This window comes from Curtobacterium sp. 1544, from assembly GCF_040544915.1.
GTDB lineage: Bacteria > Actinomycetota > Actinomycetes > Actinomycetales > Microbacteriaceae > Curtobacterium > Curtobacterium pusillum_C.
In genome coordinates, this window is sequence record NZ_JBEPKX010000042.1 from 16,186 (window position 1) to 30,668 (window position 14,483).

Genomic DNA, 14,483 nt, shown 5'->3' on the forward strand with positions numbered 1-14,483 from the left:
TGACCGATCGGCTGTCGAGGCGTTGCTGCCGCAATCAAGCGGGTCGATGCAACGAGACGACCTGAGAGCCGATCTACGTGAGAGCTCCGTCAACGTTGAGCCCGCAGTTCGCAAGCGTGCGCGCCTCGGGGTCGTCAAGCGCGACGACCGCCAGATTCGTGATCCTGATGTGCCGAGCGGGCGGTGGAACTGAGTTCGACACGATCGTGGTGTGAGGCCGGTACCCCACTCCCCAGAACTCGCCGAGGTCGGGTCGGAACGCCGGCAGCGCAGACACCGACCCGGCGAGCGCGACGTGCAGCTCGTGGAAGATCGAGTGTTCGGCCAACAACACCGGAACATCTCGCGACGGGCCGAACAGTGCAAGTGGTCCGAGACCTGCCGTGAACTCCGGATGGTTCCTGGCTGCGTCACGTGCGAGCGAGGTCACTGCAGCGGCTGCGGCACCGTCGACGACGAAATTCGGAACAACCGTCACGTGCGCTGGCCATCGAGCGCGGTCGAAGCGGTCGGGCAACGGCAATGGCGTTGCCACGACGACGAGCCGATCCATCTCCGCAACATACCCGCCACCACCTTGGCGCCGAGGCGATGAGGTGGACCTGCCATTCCGGTCCGTCAAGGATTGGTCTTCGTCCCGATAGCCCGTCCTCCCCCAGCCAGAGCGCTCAGAGCCCGCGTCGCACGCAACTACAGGAGCCGCGATGTCTCAGATGGATGGTCCGCTGATGATCGCAGAGCGGGAACCCCATGCGGACACCGCTGGAGTGTCCGCACGGAACGAAGAAACCCCGGCGGAACCGTGGTTCCGCCGGGGCGATCCGGTCGGGCTGACAGGATTTGAACCTGCGACCCCTTGACCCCCAGTCAAGTGCGCTACCAAGCTGCGCCACAGCCCGCGAGCCCCGAGGAGCCCACGTCGCCCGCGTCCGACCGGAGCGCGGAGCAACCCGACCAGCATAGCGGACGTCAGACCCTGTCCGCGCCACGGCGAGTCGGCTGCACCACCGTCCGCTCCGCCGCCAACCACGGCAACCCGAACCCGGCGAGCACTCCCCCGAGCCCGTCCGCAGCCAGGTCCCCGATCGTGTCGACGTACCCGACGTAGATCGCCGAGTCCACGTAGGTGTGCCCGGCCCACTCCCCGATCTCCCACACGGCACCGATGCCGAACGCCGCCACGGCCGTCACGATGACGACGACCCCGAGCGGCGAGTCCGTCGCAGGCCGCACGACCCGCAGGTCGGCGGCGATCACGTACGCCACCGCCGCGAGCAGCCCGGTCAGCAGCACGTGCACCACCTTGTCCCAGAGGAACACCGAGGTGTACCACTCGAGCACGCTGGACCACCCGGCGACGAGCACGAGCACGCACACGAGCACGTCGAACGCCGGCCGCAGCCCGAGCGTCCGCGGCACGACGACCCCGAGCAGGCACAGCGCCATCACCGGGAACGCCGTTCCGCCCCACCCGATCGTCGCGACGACGAGGCTCACGAGCGTCAGCCCGCGTACCACGTCGGCGACGAGGAACCGCGGCCGCAGGAACGTCGGCCCGAGCGTGCCGATCACGACGTCCACCGCACGACCGCGTGCACGGCAGCGTGATCGGATGGCCACACCCCACCCGGCTTCCGGTCCGACACGGCGACGCGCTCGACGGTCGCCTCCGCCGTCACCAGGACACCGTCGATGCGCCGGCCCCCGACACGCGGCGTCGCGTAGTGCGGGTACGTCCCGTACGGCTCGGTCACCGGCCTGGAGGCGCGACTCCAGCTGTCGACGACGCCCGCCTCCGCCAGTGCTCGCCAGGGGGCGGAGCCCACCCCGCAGTTCCAGTCCGCCATCACGACGGCGGGCAGGCCGCGTTCCCGGACGAGCCGCCCGAGCAGTTCGGCGGACCGCAGTCTGGCCCAGGGCGAGGCGACGTCGAGGTGCGTGGCGAGGGCGGTGAAGGTCACGCCCGTGGCGCGGTCACGGACGACGGCACCGACGACGTGCCGCGGGAACGCAGTGGCCCAGCTCCGGGAGCCGGGCCGGTGCGGCGTGCGGGACAGCGCCCACGATCGTCGCTCGACGACCTCGAGGCGCGACCGGTCCAGGAACAGGCCCACCTGCTCCCCGCCTCCGCGCGGTCCGCGCCCGACCAGCACGGGTTCCCAACGCGAGCCGAGGGCGGCCGTGAGGTCCGCCGACTGCGCGGGCAGTGCCTCCTGGACGGCGAGGACGGTGGGCGCTTCGGAGGTGACGAGCGCGACCACCGCGTCCCGCCGCCGTTCCCACGCGTCGGGGTGGCCGGCCGGGCGCGGCACGCGCCGGCGGACGTTGAGCGTCATGCAGTGCACGTCGGGCGGCTGCACCGCGCCGATGAGCGGGCGGTCGTCGTCGGGCATGCTTCCCTTCTACGAGACGACACCCGTCGGATTCCCAGGGACCTCCCCGGACGGCTCGTAGGGTGGCCCGATGCGTTCCGGTCCCACCTCCCGTGTCCTCCTCGCACTCGCCGCCACCGGACTGCTGCTCGGGGCCGCCGGCTGCACGGCGGACCAGCACACGCCGGCGCGCCCGACCCTGGCGAAGGCGACCGCCGACACCGTGACGGTGGCCGCGCAGTCCGACGCCGCGGAGCGCTCCGTCCGGGTCAGCCGTGCCCTGTTCGCGACCGCACCCGGCGCCGTCGTCGCGCCGGCCGACGACGCGTCGGCGGTCCGCGCCGCGGCGAGCGCCGCCGAGGCCGCGCACGTCCCGGTCCTGCTCGCCGGGAAGGACGACGCTCCCGTCGGCCGTGAGCTGAAGCGCCTCGGCGCCGACTGGTACCAGGCCGAGGGCGACGTGTCGGTCGACACCGACGTCCCGGAGCAGGACGCGCCGGACCGGGGCGACGCGCCGGAGTCGAGCCGTGCCTCCAGGCAGGCCACCGTCGTCGTGGCGGACGCGAGTGCCGACGCCGCGGTCGTGGCGACCGCCAAGGCCGCCGGTGCGCACGTCGTGACGATGCCGAGCGGGGTGACCGACCCGGCGGCCGCACCCGGCGTGGTGACAGCGCTGCACGACCGGGCGGACCACCCGACGGTGCTCGTCGGCGCAGCGTTCGACGATCTCGGGGACCCGGAGTGGGCCGTCCGTGCCGCGGAGAACGGCTGGCAGCTGCCGAACGGCGGGCAGCGGCCGTTCGACGGGCACCGGTACGTGGCGCTGTACGGCGCGCCGGGGGCACCAGCCCTCGGCGTGCTCGGCGAGCAGGACCCCGCGGCGACCGTGCAGCGTGCTCGGTCGGTCGCGGCGTCGTACAAGGGCCTCGGGAACGTGCCGATCACGCCCGCGATGGAGGTCATCGCGACCGTCGCGGCAGGGGACGCCGGCGCGGACGGCGACTACTCCACCGAGCTCCCCGTGGAGACCCTCGAGCCGTACGTCGATGCCGCGCACGACGCCGGGATGCCGGTGATCCTCGACCTGCAGCCGGGGCGCTCGGACTTCCTGTCGCAGGCGAAGCGGTACGAGTCCCTGCTCGCGAAGCCGGGCGTGTGGTTGGCGCTCGACCCGGAGTGGCGGCTGACGAAGGACCAGGTCCCGCTCGCGCAGATCGGGAGCGTGCAGGCGTCCGAGGTGAACGCGGTGTCCTCGTGGCTGGCGTCGCTCGTGCGGTCGAAGGGGCTGCCGCCGAAGGCCTTCGGCCTGCACCAGTTCCGGCTGTCGATGATCCAGGACCGCTCGGCGCTCGAGTCGCACCCCGAGCTGGACATGCTCATCCACGTCGACGGGCAGGGGTCGCAGCCCGACAAGCAGGCGACGTGGAAGGCGCTGCACGACGGTGCGCCGGAGGGCGTGCACTGGGGCTGGAAGAACTTCTACGACGAGGACCAGCCGATGCTGTCGCCACAGCAGACCATGGCGGACGTGACGCCGACGCCGTCGTTGATCACCTACCAGTAGGGGTTTTCCACAGCCTGGAGGCGCGACCTGCGTTTCGTCGGTCGGTGCTGACAGCATGGGGGCATGGACACCACCGCCCCGCCTTCTGCAGACATCGCCGCCGAGGCACAGCAGGCGCTCGCTGCGCTCACGGGGCGCCCCGACGCGGTGTTCCACCCCGGCCAGCTCGAGGCGATCTCCGCCCTCGTCGAGCACCGGCAGCGGGCCCTCGTCGTGCAGCGCACCGGGTGGGGCAAGTCCGCCGTGTACTTCCTCGCGACGCTGCTGCTGCGCCGGCGTGGGGGCGGCCCGACGGTGCTCGTGTCCCCGCTGCTGGCGCTCATGCGCGACCAGGTCGCTGCGGCCGCCCGTGCTGGCGTCCGCGCGGTGTCGATCAACTCCGCGAACGCGCACGAGTGGGGCGAGACCCAGGCGGCACTGGCTCGTGACGAGGTCGACGTGCTGCTCGTCTCCCCCGAACGACTCAACAACCCGAAGTTCCGCGACGAGCAGATGCCGACGCTGATCGCCCGGATGGGGATGCTCGTCGTCGACGAGGCACACTGCATCTCCGACTGGGGCCACGACTTCCGACCGGACTACCGCCGGCTCGCCGAACTCATCCGGTCCCTCCCCCACGGCGTGCCCGTGCTGGCGACCACCGCGACGGCGAACGAACGCGTGGTCGAGGACGTCGCCGAGCAGCTCACCGCCGGCCCCGCCGACCCGGTCTTCACGATCCGCGGCTCGCTCGCCCGGGCATCGCTCCGACTCGGCGTGCTCACGCTCCCGGATGCCCGGCAACGCCTCGGGTGGCTCCTCGCACACCTCGGTGACCTGCCCGGCAGCGGCATCATCTACACGCTCACCGTCTCGGCGGCCGAGGACATCGCCCGGCTCCTGCGCGAGAACGGGTACGCCGTCCGTGCGTACACGGGGCGCACCGACACCGAGGAGCGCGAGCAACTCGAACAGCAGCTCAAGGGCAACGAGCTGAAGGCCCTCGTCGCGACGAGTGCGCTCGGGATGGGGTTCGACAAGCCCGACCTCGGGTTCGTCGTCCACGTCGGCGCGCCGTCCTCCCCCGTCGCGTACTACCAGCAGATCGGCCGTGCCGGGCGTGCCACCGACAACGCCGACGTGCTCCTGCTGCCCGGCCGTGAGGACCGCGAGATCTGGCAGTACTTCGCCAGCGCCTCGATGCCGACCGAGGCCCGGGCCTCCGCCGTGCTCAACGCCCTGTCCACCGAGACCGCCATGTCGACCGTCGCACTCGAGGGCTTCGTCGACATCAAGCGGTCCACCCTCGAGCTCCTGCTCAAGGTGCTCGACGTCGACGGTGCCGTGCGCCGCGTCACCGGGGGCTGGGTGTCGACCGGGCAACCGTGGGAGTACGACGCCCCACGCTACGAGCGCGTCGCCGCGGCCCGTGCCGCCGAGGCCGCGTCCATGCTCGACTACGAGACGACCTCGCAGTGCCGCATGCAGCTCCTGCAGCAGGACCTCGACGACCCGTCCGCCGAACCCTGTGGTCGGTGCGACAACTGCGCCGGTGCGTGGTTCCCGACGGCCGTCTCCGACTCGGACTCGTCCGGGGCGGCCGCAGCCCTCGACAAGGTCGGCGTCGAGATCGCTCCGCGTGCGCAGTGGCCCTCGGGCATGTCGTCGCTCGGCGTCCCCGTCCGCGGGAAGATCGGCCCCGACGAACTGGTCCAGCCCGGCCGGGCCGTCGCCCGTCTGACCGACCTCGGGTGGGGCGGTCCCCTGCGAGCACTCTTCGCCTCGACCACCGCTGACGCACCGATCTCCCGCGAGCTCGTCGACGGCTGCGTCCGCGCGCTCAAGGACTGGCCGTGGGAGACCCGGCCGACCGGGGTCGTGGCGGTGTCGTCGCTGTCACGGCCCGAGCTCGTCGGGTCGTTGGCGCAGGCGCTGTCCTCGATCGGGCGGCTGCAGTTCCTCGGGACGCTCGGCCGGAGTGGCGGAACACCCCGTGGCGACGGCGCGACGAACAGCGCCTACCGGTTGTCGGGGGTGTGGGACACGTTCGTGGTCGACCCCTCGCTCGCTGCGGCGCTGCAGTCGCACGCGGGGCCGGTGCTGCTCGTCGACGACCTGGTGGACAGCCGGTGGACGATGACCGTGGCAGGACGGGAGCTCCGGCGAGCGGGGGCGTCGGCCGTGTTGCCGTTTGCGCTGGCCACGGTCGCCTGACCCGGGGTCACTCGGTCGCTGCGCCGATCGCGTCGAGTTCCGCGAGCGCGTCGGCCGGAAGGGCGAAGCCTGCCGACTCGACGTTGTCACGGAGGTGCGCGACCGACGAGGTCCCCGGAATGAGCAGCATGTTCGGCGATCGCTGCAGGAGCCACGACAGCGCCACCGTGAGCTGGGAGACCCCGAGGCGCTCGGCGACGGCGTCGAGTGCACCGGACTGCAGCGGTGAGAAGCCACCGAGCGGGAAGTACGGCACGTAGGCGATGCCCTGCGCTGCCGTGAGGTCGACGAGCGCGTCGTCCTCGCGCCGGGCGACGTTGTACAGGTTCTGCACGCAGACGACCGGGGCGATCGACCGGGCCTCGGCGAGCTGCTCGGCGTTCACGGTCGACACGCCCAGGTGCTTGATGAGTCCCTGCTGCTGCAGTTCGGCGAGCGCCTCGAACTGCGGCGCGAGACTGCCTGGCTCGGGTGCGTCGAAGCCGCCCACGCGGAGGTTCACGACGTCGAGCTGCTCGAGCCCGAGGTTCCGGAGGTTGTCGTGCACCTGGGCGACGAGCTCGTGGGGCTCGCGGGCGTGCGGCCACCCGCCCTCGGCATCGCGCCGGGCGCCGACCTTCGTGACGATGTGGAGGCCGTCGGCGTAGGGGTGCAGTGCCTCGCGGATGACCTCGTTCGTGACGTGCGGGCCGTAGAAGTCCGCCGTGTCGATGTGCGTGATGCCGAGTTCGACCACGGTGCGGAGGACGCGGATCGCCTCGGCGCGGTCGGTGGGCGGTCCGAAGACGCCGGGTCCGGCGAGCTGCATCGCGCCGTACCCGACGCGGGTGAGCTCGAGGTCGTCGGCGAGGCGGTAGGTGCCGCCGGGGAGTGTCGTGTCGGTCATGTCCACCACGATGCTCTCGTCGTCGATCCTGAGGCAGGCCCCGTCCGACCCTGGGACCACCAGGGCCAGGATCCGGTCGGGGGTGGGGGTAGTGCCGACCGACTCGGAACGACGATGTCGACGTCGTACGACATCGACGAAGTCGTTCCGAGTCCGCCCCCGACCGTCACCGCCGCGCGGGCTTCGGGAACGTCGCCCGCATGTGGTCGGTCGTCAGCACGTCCCCGATGCCGATCATCAGCAACGAGAACACGATCTGCTCGATGACCATCCAGAACGGGTAGAGCCCCGGGATCGCCGCGATCACGAGCGTGACGACCGGGAAGATCCGGCTGAACAACCGCAGCCGCTGGTACGCCCAGTAGTAGCCGAGCTGCGCCCGCCACGCGAACACGTAGAGCGTCAGGGTGATCAGCAGCACGACCGTCGCCCGGAACCACACCGCCCACGGGATGGTCTGCCCGGCGTTCGTCAGGAGCACGGCGACCACGATCGCTGCGAGCCCCACGACCGTCTCGGCGACGAGCAGCCACCGGATCCACCGGAACGAGCGCACCGTCTCGGGGTGTTCGAGCATGTCCTCGCGGATGACGTAGCCCGCCTGTCGCCCACCGGCCAACCGGTCGAGGTGCAGACGGCACCAGAGTCGGTCGGCGAAGGCGGGAAAACTCACGGGTCCATGGTGCCGCATCGGATGCGGTGCACGGGCACTGCCCCAACATCCGCCGCTCGGAAGCGCCAGCCACCTCTTGAGGGCCGCATCAGCCGCTGTCGTGTCAGCGACCCGAATTGGTGATCAGGAGAGGACGCAGAAGCAGTCCTGTGTTCGAACCGCCATCGTCTCGACGTACGTCGCTGACGCTTGCGAGCATCCTTCCTCGCTCGAACTGGTGCTGGTGGACGTCAATCTTCAAACGACGGTCCTGACGGTGGCTGTTGTGGTGAAGCGCGGCGATCGTCGAGAGCGCTTTCTCGAACTGCGCACCGGGCTGTCGCCATGCCTCGTCACCGATCACTGCGAGCTCGCTGTCCGTCGCACCAGATGCGATCGCACCGACGGACTCCATGATCCAGCCCAGCTGTTCCGGCGAAGACGGGAACCAGGAGGCGCCGTTGTTGATCCGGGCTTCTTCCTCGGCGCCGAGCCAGCGCGCGTAGTTGTCTACTGAACCGATCACCGCAAGGTCGATGTTCCCGTTCCGGGTGGTCCCCTGGCCGGTGAAGAACCAGTGGGTCGATCGCGACCGAACGAGCATCGTCTTCACGACACCGTAAGCGAAGTAGCCGACCTTGATGCTCACCAGATCGCCGACCTTGGCCCCCTTTGCTCGCACGACCCGGCAACCTGCTCGTCGAAGCTGTCGACGGACCAAGCGTCGAAGCCCTCGGACGGCGAGCAGCTGCGCAGCGTCGACTCCGCCATCAGCGTTGACGATGCCAGTCTTCAAGGCGACTGAAATCTTGACATCCGCCCCACCCGTTACGTCGACTTCGTCCGAACCCGTGAGCTCCTTCAGCAGCCGGGGCGAAAAGTAGAGAGCCATCCCCGCATCTTGGCATGATCCAGGACAGCACTCGTCCGTCGGACCGCGCATCGGGTCCGGCGGGTGGTCGGCGTACCCCGCGCTGAGCACGCACACGACGGCCCGCGCGTCCGAACCGACGGCTCCGAGGTGCAGACGGCGCCCGCAGTCGGTGGGCGAGGGCACCGAGCCCGGCCGCGTCGGGAAACCGCACCGAGCTTCCGGGTCGGAGCCGTCAGTCGGTCGGTCACTCGGTCGGGATGAGGGCAGCGCCCCCGAGGACGTCGCCGGAGTCGGGGTCCAGCACGACCAGCGAGCGGACCGGGTCCGGGACACCGCGGGGCGCCTCGAGGTCGAAGGTGATCGACCCGACGTCGGACGGGATCGTGCCGAGGTCGTCGTCCTCGCCGTGCCGCGTCCAGTACCCGCGGCGCTCTCCGACCACCGTGCCCTCGGAGAGCAGCACTCGCACGTCGGGCAGCTCGGAGTCGTACGACGCCACCCTGAGGTCGGTGATCGTGACGAGCAGGTGTTCCCCGGTGCGCGCGATCCGGACGTGCCCCGAGGCGAACCGGTCGATCGGGAGGAGGTCGCCGGCGACCGGCGGGACGCATCGCCACCAGGGGTCGATCGGCGATCCGTGGGCACCGTTGTCGGTGGCGGGCACCGGAACCGGAGCGCCGAGCGTGTTCGACGGGGACACGCGCGTGCCGCCCTGCACCCCCTGCTCGGCGAGCGGTGTCGACGTCGCCACCGATGTCGCGGCATCGAACCCACGCTCGGCCTGGATGGAGCGCCAGGCGAACAGGACGACGACGAGGGCGAGCACGGCGGCGGCTGCGAACAGCCATCGTCGTCTCGCCCCCGTCATGTGCGATCCCCCGGTGTTCCTCAGCGCTTGCGACGCTCGCGCACGCGCATGTTGACGTTGATCGGCGTCCCCGAGAAGCCCCAGACCTCGCGCAGACGACGGGTGATGAACCGTCGGTACTGCGGGTCGAGGAAGCCCGTCGTGAACAGCACGAACGTCGGCGGCTGGCTCGAGGCCTGCGTCCCGAACAGGATGCGCGGCTGCTTGCCACCGCGGACCGGGTGCGGGTGCTCCTGCACGAGTTCGGCGATGAAGGCGTTGACCTTGCCCGTCGGGATGCGCGTGTCCCACGACTCGAGCGCGGTCTCGAGGGCCGGCACGAGCTTCTCGAGGTGGCGGCCGGTACGGGCCGACATGTTCACGCGCGGGGCCCAAGCCACGTGCGCGAGGTCCTGCTCGATCTCACGCTCGAGGTAGCGGCGGCGGTCGTCGTCGAGCAGGTCCCACTTGTTGTAGGCCAGGACGAGCGCGCGACCGGACTCGAGGACGAGGTCGATGATGCGGAGGTCCTGCACGGAGATCGGCTCGGTGACGTCGAGGACGACCACGGCGACCTCGGCCTTCTCGAGCGCGGCCGTGGTGCGGAGCGAGGCGTAGAAGTCGGCGCCCTGCTGCAGGTGCACGCGCTTCCGGATGCCGGCGGTGTCGACGAAGCGCCAGACGCGGCCGCCGAGTTCGATCTGCTCGTCCACCGGGTCGCGGGTGGTGCCGGCGAGGTCGTTGACCACGACGCGTTCCTCGCCCGCGGCCTTGTTGAGCAGCGAGCTCTTGCCGACGTTCGGACGGCCGAGGATGGCGACGCGACGGGGCCCGCCGACCTCCTGCTTGGCGACGGCCGACGTGTCGGGCAGCGTCTTGATGATGAGGTCGAGGAGGTCCGCGACGCCACGGCCGTGCAGGGCCGACACGGGGTGCGGCTCGCCGAGACCGAGGTTCCAGAGCTCGTAGGCGTCGAGGTCGCGGCGGTCGTCGTCGGACTTGTTCGCGACGACGATGACCGGGCGGTCGGTGCCGCGGAGCATCTTCACGACGTGCTCGTCGGTGGCGGTGATGCCGACCGTGACGTCCACGACGAAGAGCACCGCGTCGGCGAGGTCGATCGCGACCTCGGCCTGGGCGGCGACGGAGGCGTTGATGCCCTGTGCGTCGGGCTCCCAGCCACCGGTGTCGACGAGGGTGAACCGCTTGTCGTTCCACTCCGCCTTGTACGAGACGCGGTCGCGCGTGACGCCGGGGACGTCCTGCACGACGGCCTCGCGACGGCCGAGGATGCGGTTCACGAGCGCCGACTTGCCGACGTTCGGACGCCCGACGATCGCGAGCACCGGGTACGCCGGCAGGTAGGTGATGCCGTCCTCGCCGAGCTGGCCGGCTTCGAGCAGGGCGACGTCTTCCTCGTCGAGCTCGTAGTCCTCGAGCCCGGCGCGGAGCGCGGTCGCCCGCTGTTCGGCCTCGGCCTCGTCGAGCCCGGCGAGCCGCTCGCCGAGCGCGTCGTCGTACTCCGGGAAGTCGTCTCGGTCTGAGTTGTCCAGCTGCGCCATGTGGGTGTCCTTGCCGGCGACCGTTCGGCCGCGTGTTGTCAGTGCGTGGCCGCGCGTGGCCCTGGTGGTCAGTGCCCGGCCGCGCGGGCCAGGTCGACGACCGCTTGCACGGTCTGGTCGAAGTCGAGGTCGGTGGAGTCGAGCGTCGTGACGCCGTCGGCGGCGTTCATGAAGTCGACGACCTTCGCGTCCGCCGCGTCGCGACGAGCGAGTGCGGCGGAGGTCTCGGCGGCCGACTGGGTGGTGACCTCAGCCGAGCGCCGGGCCATTCTAACGGACTCGTCGGCCGTCAGCAGGATCCGGACCTCGGCGTCGGGTGCGACGACCGTGGTGATGTCCCGACCCTCGGTGATGATGCCCCGGCCATCGGCCTTGCGCATCACGTTCCGGAAGAGCTGCACGAGCCGCTGGCGGACCTCCGGCAGCTTCGCGATGTGGGCCACCGCGCCGGTGACCTCGGGCGTGCGGATCGCGTCGGTGACGTCGGCGCCGTTCACCCGGACGAAGTAGGCGTCGGGGTCGGTGCCGATCGCGTAGTCGAAGGTGTCCCAGCTCGCCAGGATCGCCGCGGCATCGTCGAGGTCGACCTGTTCCTGCAGGGCGTGCCACGCGAGCGCCCGGTAGGCGGCGCCGGTGTCCTGGTAGCCGAACCCGAGCGCACGAGCCGCGGCCCGGGACACACTCGACTTGCCGCTGCCTGCGGGGCCGTCGACCGCGATCACGAACTTCGCGACGAAGGCGCCGTCCGGCAGCCCGGCGGGGATCGGAGCGCTCGTGGAACCCGGCTCGCCACCGCCCTGCCCGTCGAGCCCGCCACCGGCACCGCCGATCGGGCCGGGCTGGTCGTCGGGCGTGGGCAGACCCGTGTCGGGTCCGTCCGGACCACCGGTCACACCGGACTCGGCGGCTGCGTGCGTTTCGTTCAGGCCCATGCTGCTGCGATCCTCCATCCGCGACCCTCGAGTTCCTCGACGAGTCGCTGTTCCTGCTCGGGCAGGACCGACACCTCGACGATGCCGATCTGCGCGCCCGGTGAGTGCTCGAGGCGCATGTCCTCGAGGTTGATGCCGATCTCCCCGATGAACGTGAGGAGGGCGGCGATCTGCCCGGGGGTGTCGTCGACGAGGACGACCACCTGGGCGAAGCGCTTGGTGGTGCCGTGCTTGCCCGGCAGCCGTTCGACACCGCGGTTGCCCGCGGCGATGGTCTCGGCGATGGCACGGGGCGAACCGGACCCGGCCGGGTCGTCCAGCGCCGCGAGGACACGGTCGAGGTCGTCGCGGAGGTCCGCGAGCACCGGCCGGATGCGCGAAGCGTTCGCGCCGATGATCTGCACCCACAGGCCCGGGTCGCTCGCGGCGATGCGGGTGACGTCGCGGACACCCCCGCCGGCGAGGCCGAGCGAGCCCGAAGGGGCATCCCGGAGCCGGGCGGCCATGAGCGTCGAGACGAGCTGCGGCGTGTGCGAGACGTAGGCGACCGCGAGGTCGTGCGACTCCGGGTCCATGGGGACGACCGTCGCACCGACGTCGAGCGCCAGGTCCTCGACCACGGCGGCTCGCTGGTAGGTGATGTCGTCGTGTCCGGCGATCACCCAGGGCTGCCCGAGGAACAGGTCGGCGCGCGCTGCCGTCGGGCCGCTGCGCTCGCGTCCGGCCATCGGGTGCGAGCCGATGTAGCGGCTGACGTCCGCACCCGCGGCACGCAGCGCGTCCAGCGGACCGGACTTCACGCTCGCGACGTCGGTGACCACCGCGTCCGGGAAGGCGGCGAGCTCCCGCGACACCACGCTCGCCACGACGTCCGGCGGGACGGCCACCACGACGAGTTCCGGATCGTCGCCGGAAGCCGGATGACGCCCGGCGCCGTAGTCGATGGCCAGCGCGAGCGCCGCGGGCGAGACGTCGTCGAGGACGACGTCCACGCCCTTCTCGCGGAGCGCCAGGCCGATCGACGCACCGAGCAGTCCGGCGCCGACGATCCGCACGGGTCCGCGCAGCCGCCGGTCGATGTCCGGGGCGTCGTGCGGGTCGGGGGCGTCGGTCACCCGGCAAGCCTACCGATCGTCAGTCCGAGGACTCCTCGTCGTCGGCTCCCTGTGCAGAACCCTTCGCCTCGCGGGCGATGCGGAGGAGTTTGCCCAGCTCGACGGTCGAGAGCTCCCGGGTCTTGCCGATCGGCAGCGACCCGAGGTGCAGCGGCCCGAACGAGCGCCGGACGAGTTCGAGCACCGGGTGGTCGACCGCGTCGAGCATGCGGCGGACGATCCGGTTGCGACCGGAGTGCAGCGTGATCTCGACGAGCGACTCCCCGCGCGAGGACTCCAGCAGTCGCACCTTGTCGGCGGCGATCGGCCCGTCCTCGAGCTCCACACCGTCGAGCAGGCGCTGCACCGTCGCCGGGTTGACGTTGCCGCGCACCTTCGCGATGTACGTCTTCGTCACCCCGAACGACGGGTGCGCGAGCACGTGCGCCAGGTCGCCGTCGTTGGTGAGCACGAGCAGGCCCGACGTCTCGGTGTCGAGTCGGCCGACGTTGAAGAGGCGCTCCTCGTACCGGTCGACGTACTCGGACAGGTCGCGGCGTCCGCGCTCGTCCTGCAGGCTCGACACCATGCCGGTCGGCTTGTTGAGCAGCACGTAGCGGCGCGAGCTGTCGATCTGCACGGGGACCCCGTCCACGGCGATCTGGTCCGTCTCGGGGTCGACCCGGCGACCGAGCGCGTCGACGACCTCGCCGTTGACCGTCACGCGGCCCTCGACGATCAGGTTCTCCGCGACGCGGCGAGATGCCACGCCCGCAGCGGCGATCACCTTCTGCAGGCGCTCGCCCTCAGCCTGGAGGCCCGGTGCGGCCCCGGCGGTCGCCGTCCCGTCCGCCGCGTCCCAGTCCGGGATGATCGGGCGCTCGGGCGTGCCCTCGAGCGGCTGGCCCTGCTGGTCGCGGGCGCCCTCGGGCCGCGGGGTGGTACGGCGGTCGGTGCCGCGCGGGCCGGTGATGCGGGGACGGTCGCCGTTGCGCGCCGTCGTGGTGCCGCCGACGTAGCGTCGGCCGTTGTGCCACACCGTGCTCGGTCGGCCGTCGGGGGCGCGGCGGTCCTCGCGGGCCGGGTCACGGCGGCGGTCGTCGTCGCGGCGCGGAGCAGGGCGCCGGTCGTCACGGCGATCATCGCGGCGGTCATCGCGACGGTCGTCGCGGCCACGGTACCCACCGCGGTCGTCCTCACGGCGCGGGGCGTCACGGCGGTCGTCGCGACCCCGGTACCCACCGCCGTTCGACGGACGCTCGTCACGGCCGCGGAACCCGCCAGTGGATGCCGGGCGGTCGTCGCGGCCACGGTACCCACCGCGGTCGTCCTCACGGCGGTTGAACCCGCCGCGGTCGCCACCACGACGGTCGTCGTCACGGCCGACGAAACGGCCACGGTCTCCCCCGCGGTCGTCGCGACCCCGGTACCCACCCGACGCCGGACGCTCGTCGCGACCCCGGTACCCACCCGACGCCGGACGCTCGTCGCGACCCCGGTACCCACC

At 71.5% G+C, this 14,483-nt stretch carries 13 protein-coding genes, 1 tRNA gene and 1 pseudogene; 3 read left to right on the forward strand and 12 right to left on the reverse strand.

What is annotated here, in order from left to right; genetic code table 11:
- Nucleotides 1-73: 73 nt before the first annotated feature.
- The 4 genes from ABIC61_RS17750 to ABIC61_RS17765 all read right to left on the reverse strand — a co-directional run bounded on the left by ABIC61_RS17750 (nucleotide 74) and on the right by ABIC61_RS17765 (nucleotide 2,393).
- Nucleotides 74-553 carry a 2'-5' RNA ligase family protein gene (locus ABIC61_RS17750; RefSeq protein ID WP_354030978.1) on the reverse strand — a complete coding sequence of 160 codons (480 nt, stop codon included), beginning with the start codon at nucleotides 551-553 and terminating at the stop codon, nucleotides 74-76.
- A gap of 272 nt (nucleotides 554-825) precedes the next feature.
- Nucleotides 826-899, reverse strand: a tRNA-Pro gene (locus ABIC61_RS17755).
- A 70-nt stretch (nucleotides 900-969) separates the two neighbouring features.
- Nucleotides 970-1,581, reverse strand: coding sequence for a DUF2238 domain-containing protein (locus tag ABIC61_RS17760; RefSeq protein WP_354030979.1), 612 nt, complete (start codon nucleotides 1,579-1,581; stop codon nucleotides 970-972).
- On the reverse strand, nucleotides 1,569-2,393 hold the full coding sequence (locus tag ABIC61_RS17765) for an endonuclease/exonuclease/phosphatase family protein (RefSeq protein WP_354030980.1): 825 nt from the start codon (nucleotides 2,391-2,393) through the stop codon (nucleotides 1,569-1,571). Before ABIC61_RS17765 ends, ABIC61_RS17760 begins: the two co-directional genes overlap by 13 nt.
- A gap of 70 nt (nucleotides 2,394-2,463) precedes the next feature.
- On the opposite strand from ABIC61_RS17765, the gene ABIC61_RS17770 reads away from it, so the two are divergent.
- Both ABIC61_RS17770 and ABIC61_RS17775 read left to right on the forward strand, forming a co-directional pair.
- Entirely contained in the window at nucleotides 2,464-3,936 is a 1,473-nt protein-coding gene (locus ABIC61_RS17770) for a hypothetical protein (protein WP_354030981.1), read from the forward strand.
- Between the two features lie 63 nt (nucleotides 3,937-3,999).
- Nucleotides 4,000-6,129, forward strand: coding sequence for a RecQ family ATP-dependent DNA helicase (locus ABIC61_RS17775; protein WP_354030982.1), 2,130 nt, complete (start codon nucleotides 4,000-4,002; stop codon nucleotides 6,127-6,129).
- A 7-nt stretch (nucleotides 6,130-6,136) separates the two neighbouring features.
- On the opposite strand, the gene ABIC61_RS17780 is transcribed toward ABIC61_RS17775, so the two are convergent.
- From ABIC61_RS17780 to ABIC61_RS17815, 8 genes are all read right to left on the reverse strand, one after another.
- Nucleotides 6,137-7,015 carry an oxidoreductase gene (locus tag ABIC61_RS17780; protein ID WP_354030983.1) on the reverse strand — a complete coding sequence of 293 codons (879 nt, stop codon included), beginning with the start codon at nucleotides 7,013-7,015 and terminating at the stop codon, nucleotides 6,137-6,139.
- Between the two features lie 166 nt (nucleotides 7,016-7,181).
- On the reverse strand, nucleotides 7,182-7,688 hold the full coding sequence (locus ABIC61_RS17785; RefSeq protein WP_354030984.1) for a hypothetical protein: 507 nt from the start codon (nucleotides 7,686-7,688) through the stop codon (nucleotides 7,182-7,184).
- A 103-nt stretch (nucleotides 7,689-7,791) separates the two neighbouring features.
- Nucleotides 7,792-8,559 carry a hypothetical protein gene (locus ABIC61_RS17790; RefSeq protein WP_354030985.1) on the reverse strand — a complete coding sequence of 256 codons (768 nt, stop codon included), beginning with the start codon at nucleotides 8,557-8,559 and terminating at the stop codon, nucleotides 7,792-7,794.
- Nucleotides 8,560-8,785: 226 nt separating this feature from the next.
- The gene (locus ABIC61_RS17795; protein WP_354030986.1) at nucleotides 8,786-9,409 is read right to left on the reverse strand and encodes a hypothetical protein; all 624 of its coding nucleotides are present in this window, start codon (nucleotides 9,407-9,409) and stop codon (nucleotides 8,786-8,788) included.
- A gap of 20 nt (nucleotides 9,410-9,429) precedes the next feature.
- Nucleotides 9,430-10,950, reverse strand: a complete 1,521-nt coding sequence (gene der, locus ABIC61_RS17800; RefSeq protein WP_144754575.1) for a ribosome biogenesis GTPase Der — start codon at nucleotides 10,948-10,950, stop codon at nucleotides 9,430-9,432.
- A gap of 68 nt (nucleotides 10,951-11,018) precedes the next feature.
- Nucleotides 11,019-11,702, reverse strand: coding sequence for a (d)CMP kinase (cmk, locus tag ABIC61_RS17805; RefSeq protein WP_260852739.1), 684 nt, complete (start codon nucleotides 11,700-11,702; stop codon nucleotides 11,019-11,021).
- A 170-nt stretch (nucleotides 11,703-11,872) separates the two neighbouring features.
- Nucleotides 11,873-12,997 carry a prephenate dehydrogenase gene (locus ABIC61_RS17810; RefSeq protein ID WP_354030987.1) on the reverse strand — a complete coding sequence of 375 codons (1,125 nt, stop codon included), beginning with the start codon at nucleotides 12,995-12,997 and terminating at the stop codon, nucleotides 11,873-11,875.
- Between the two features lie 19 nt (nucleotides 12,998-13,016).
- Complete coding sequence (locus tag ABIC61_RS17815; protein WP_354030989.1) at nucleotides 13,017-13,772, reverse strand: pseudouridine synthase; 756 nt, start codon at nucleotides 13,770-13,772, stop codon at nucleotides 13,017-13,019.
- Between the two features lie 234 nt (nucleotides 13,773-14,006).
- Here ABIC61_RS17815 and ABIC61_RS17820 point away from each other — a divergent pair.
- Nucleotides 14,007-14,483, forward strand: a pseudogene (locus ABIC61_RS17820) (hypothetical protein); the annotation flags it as partial.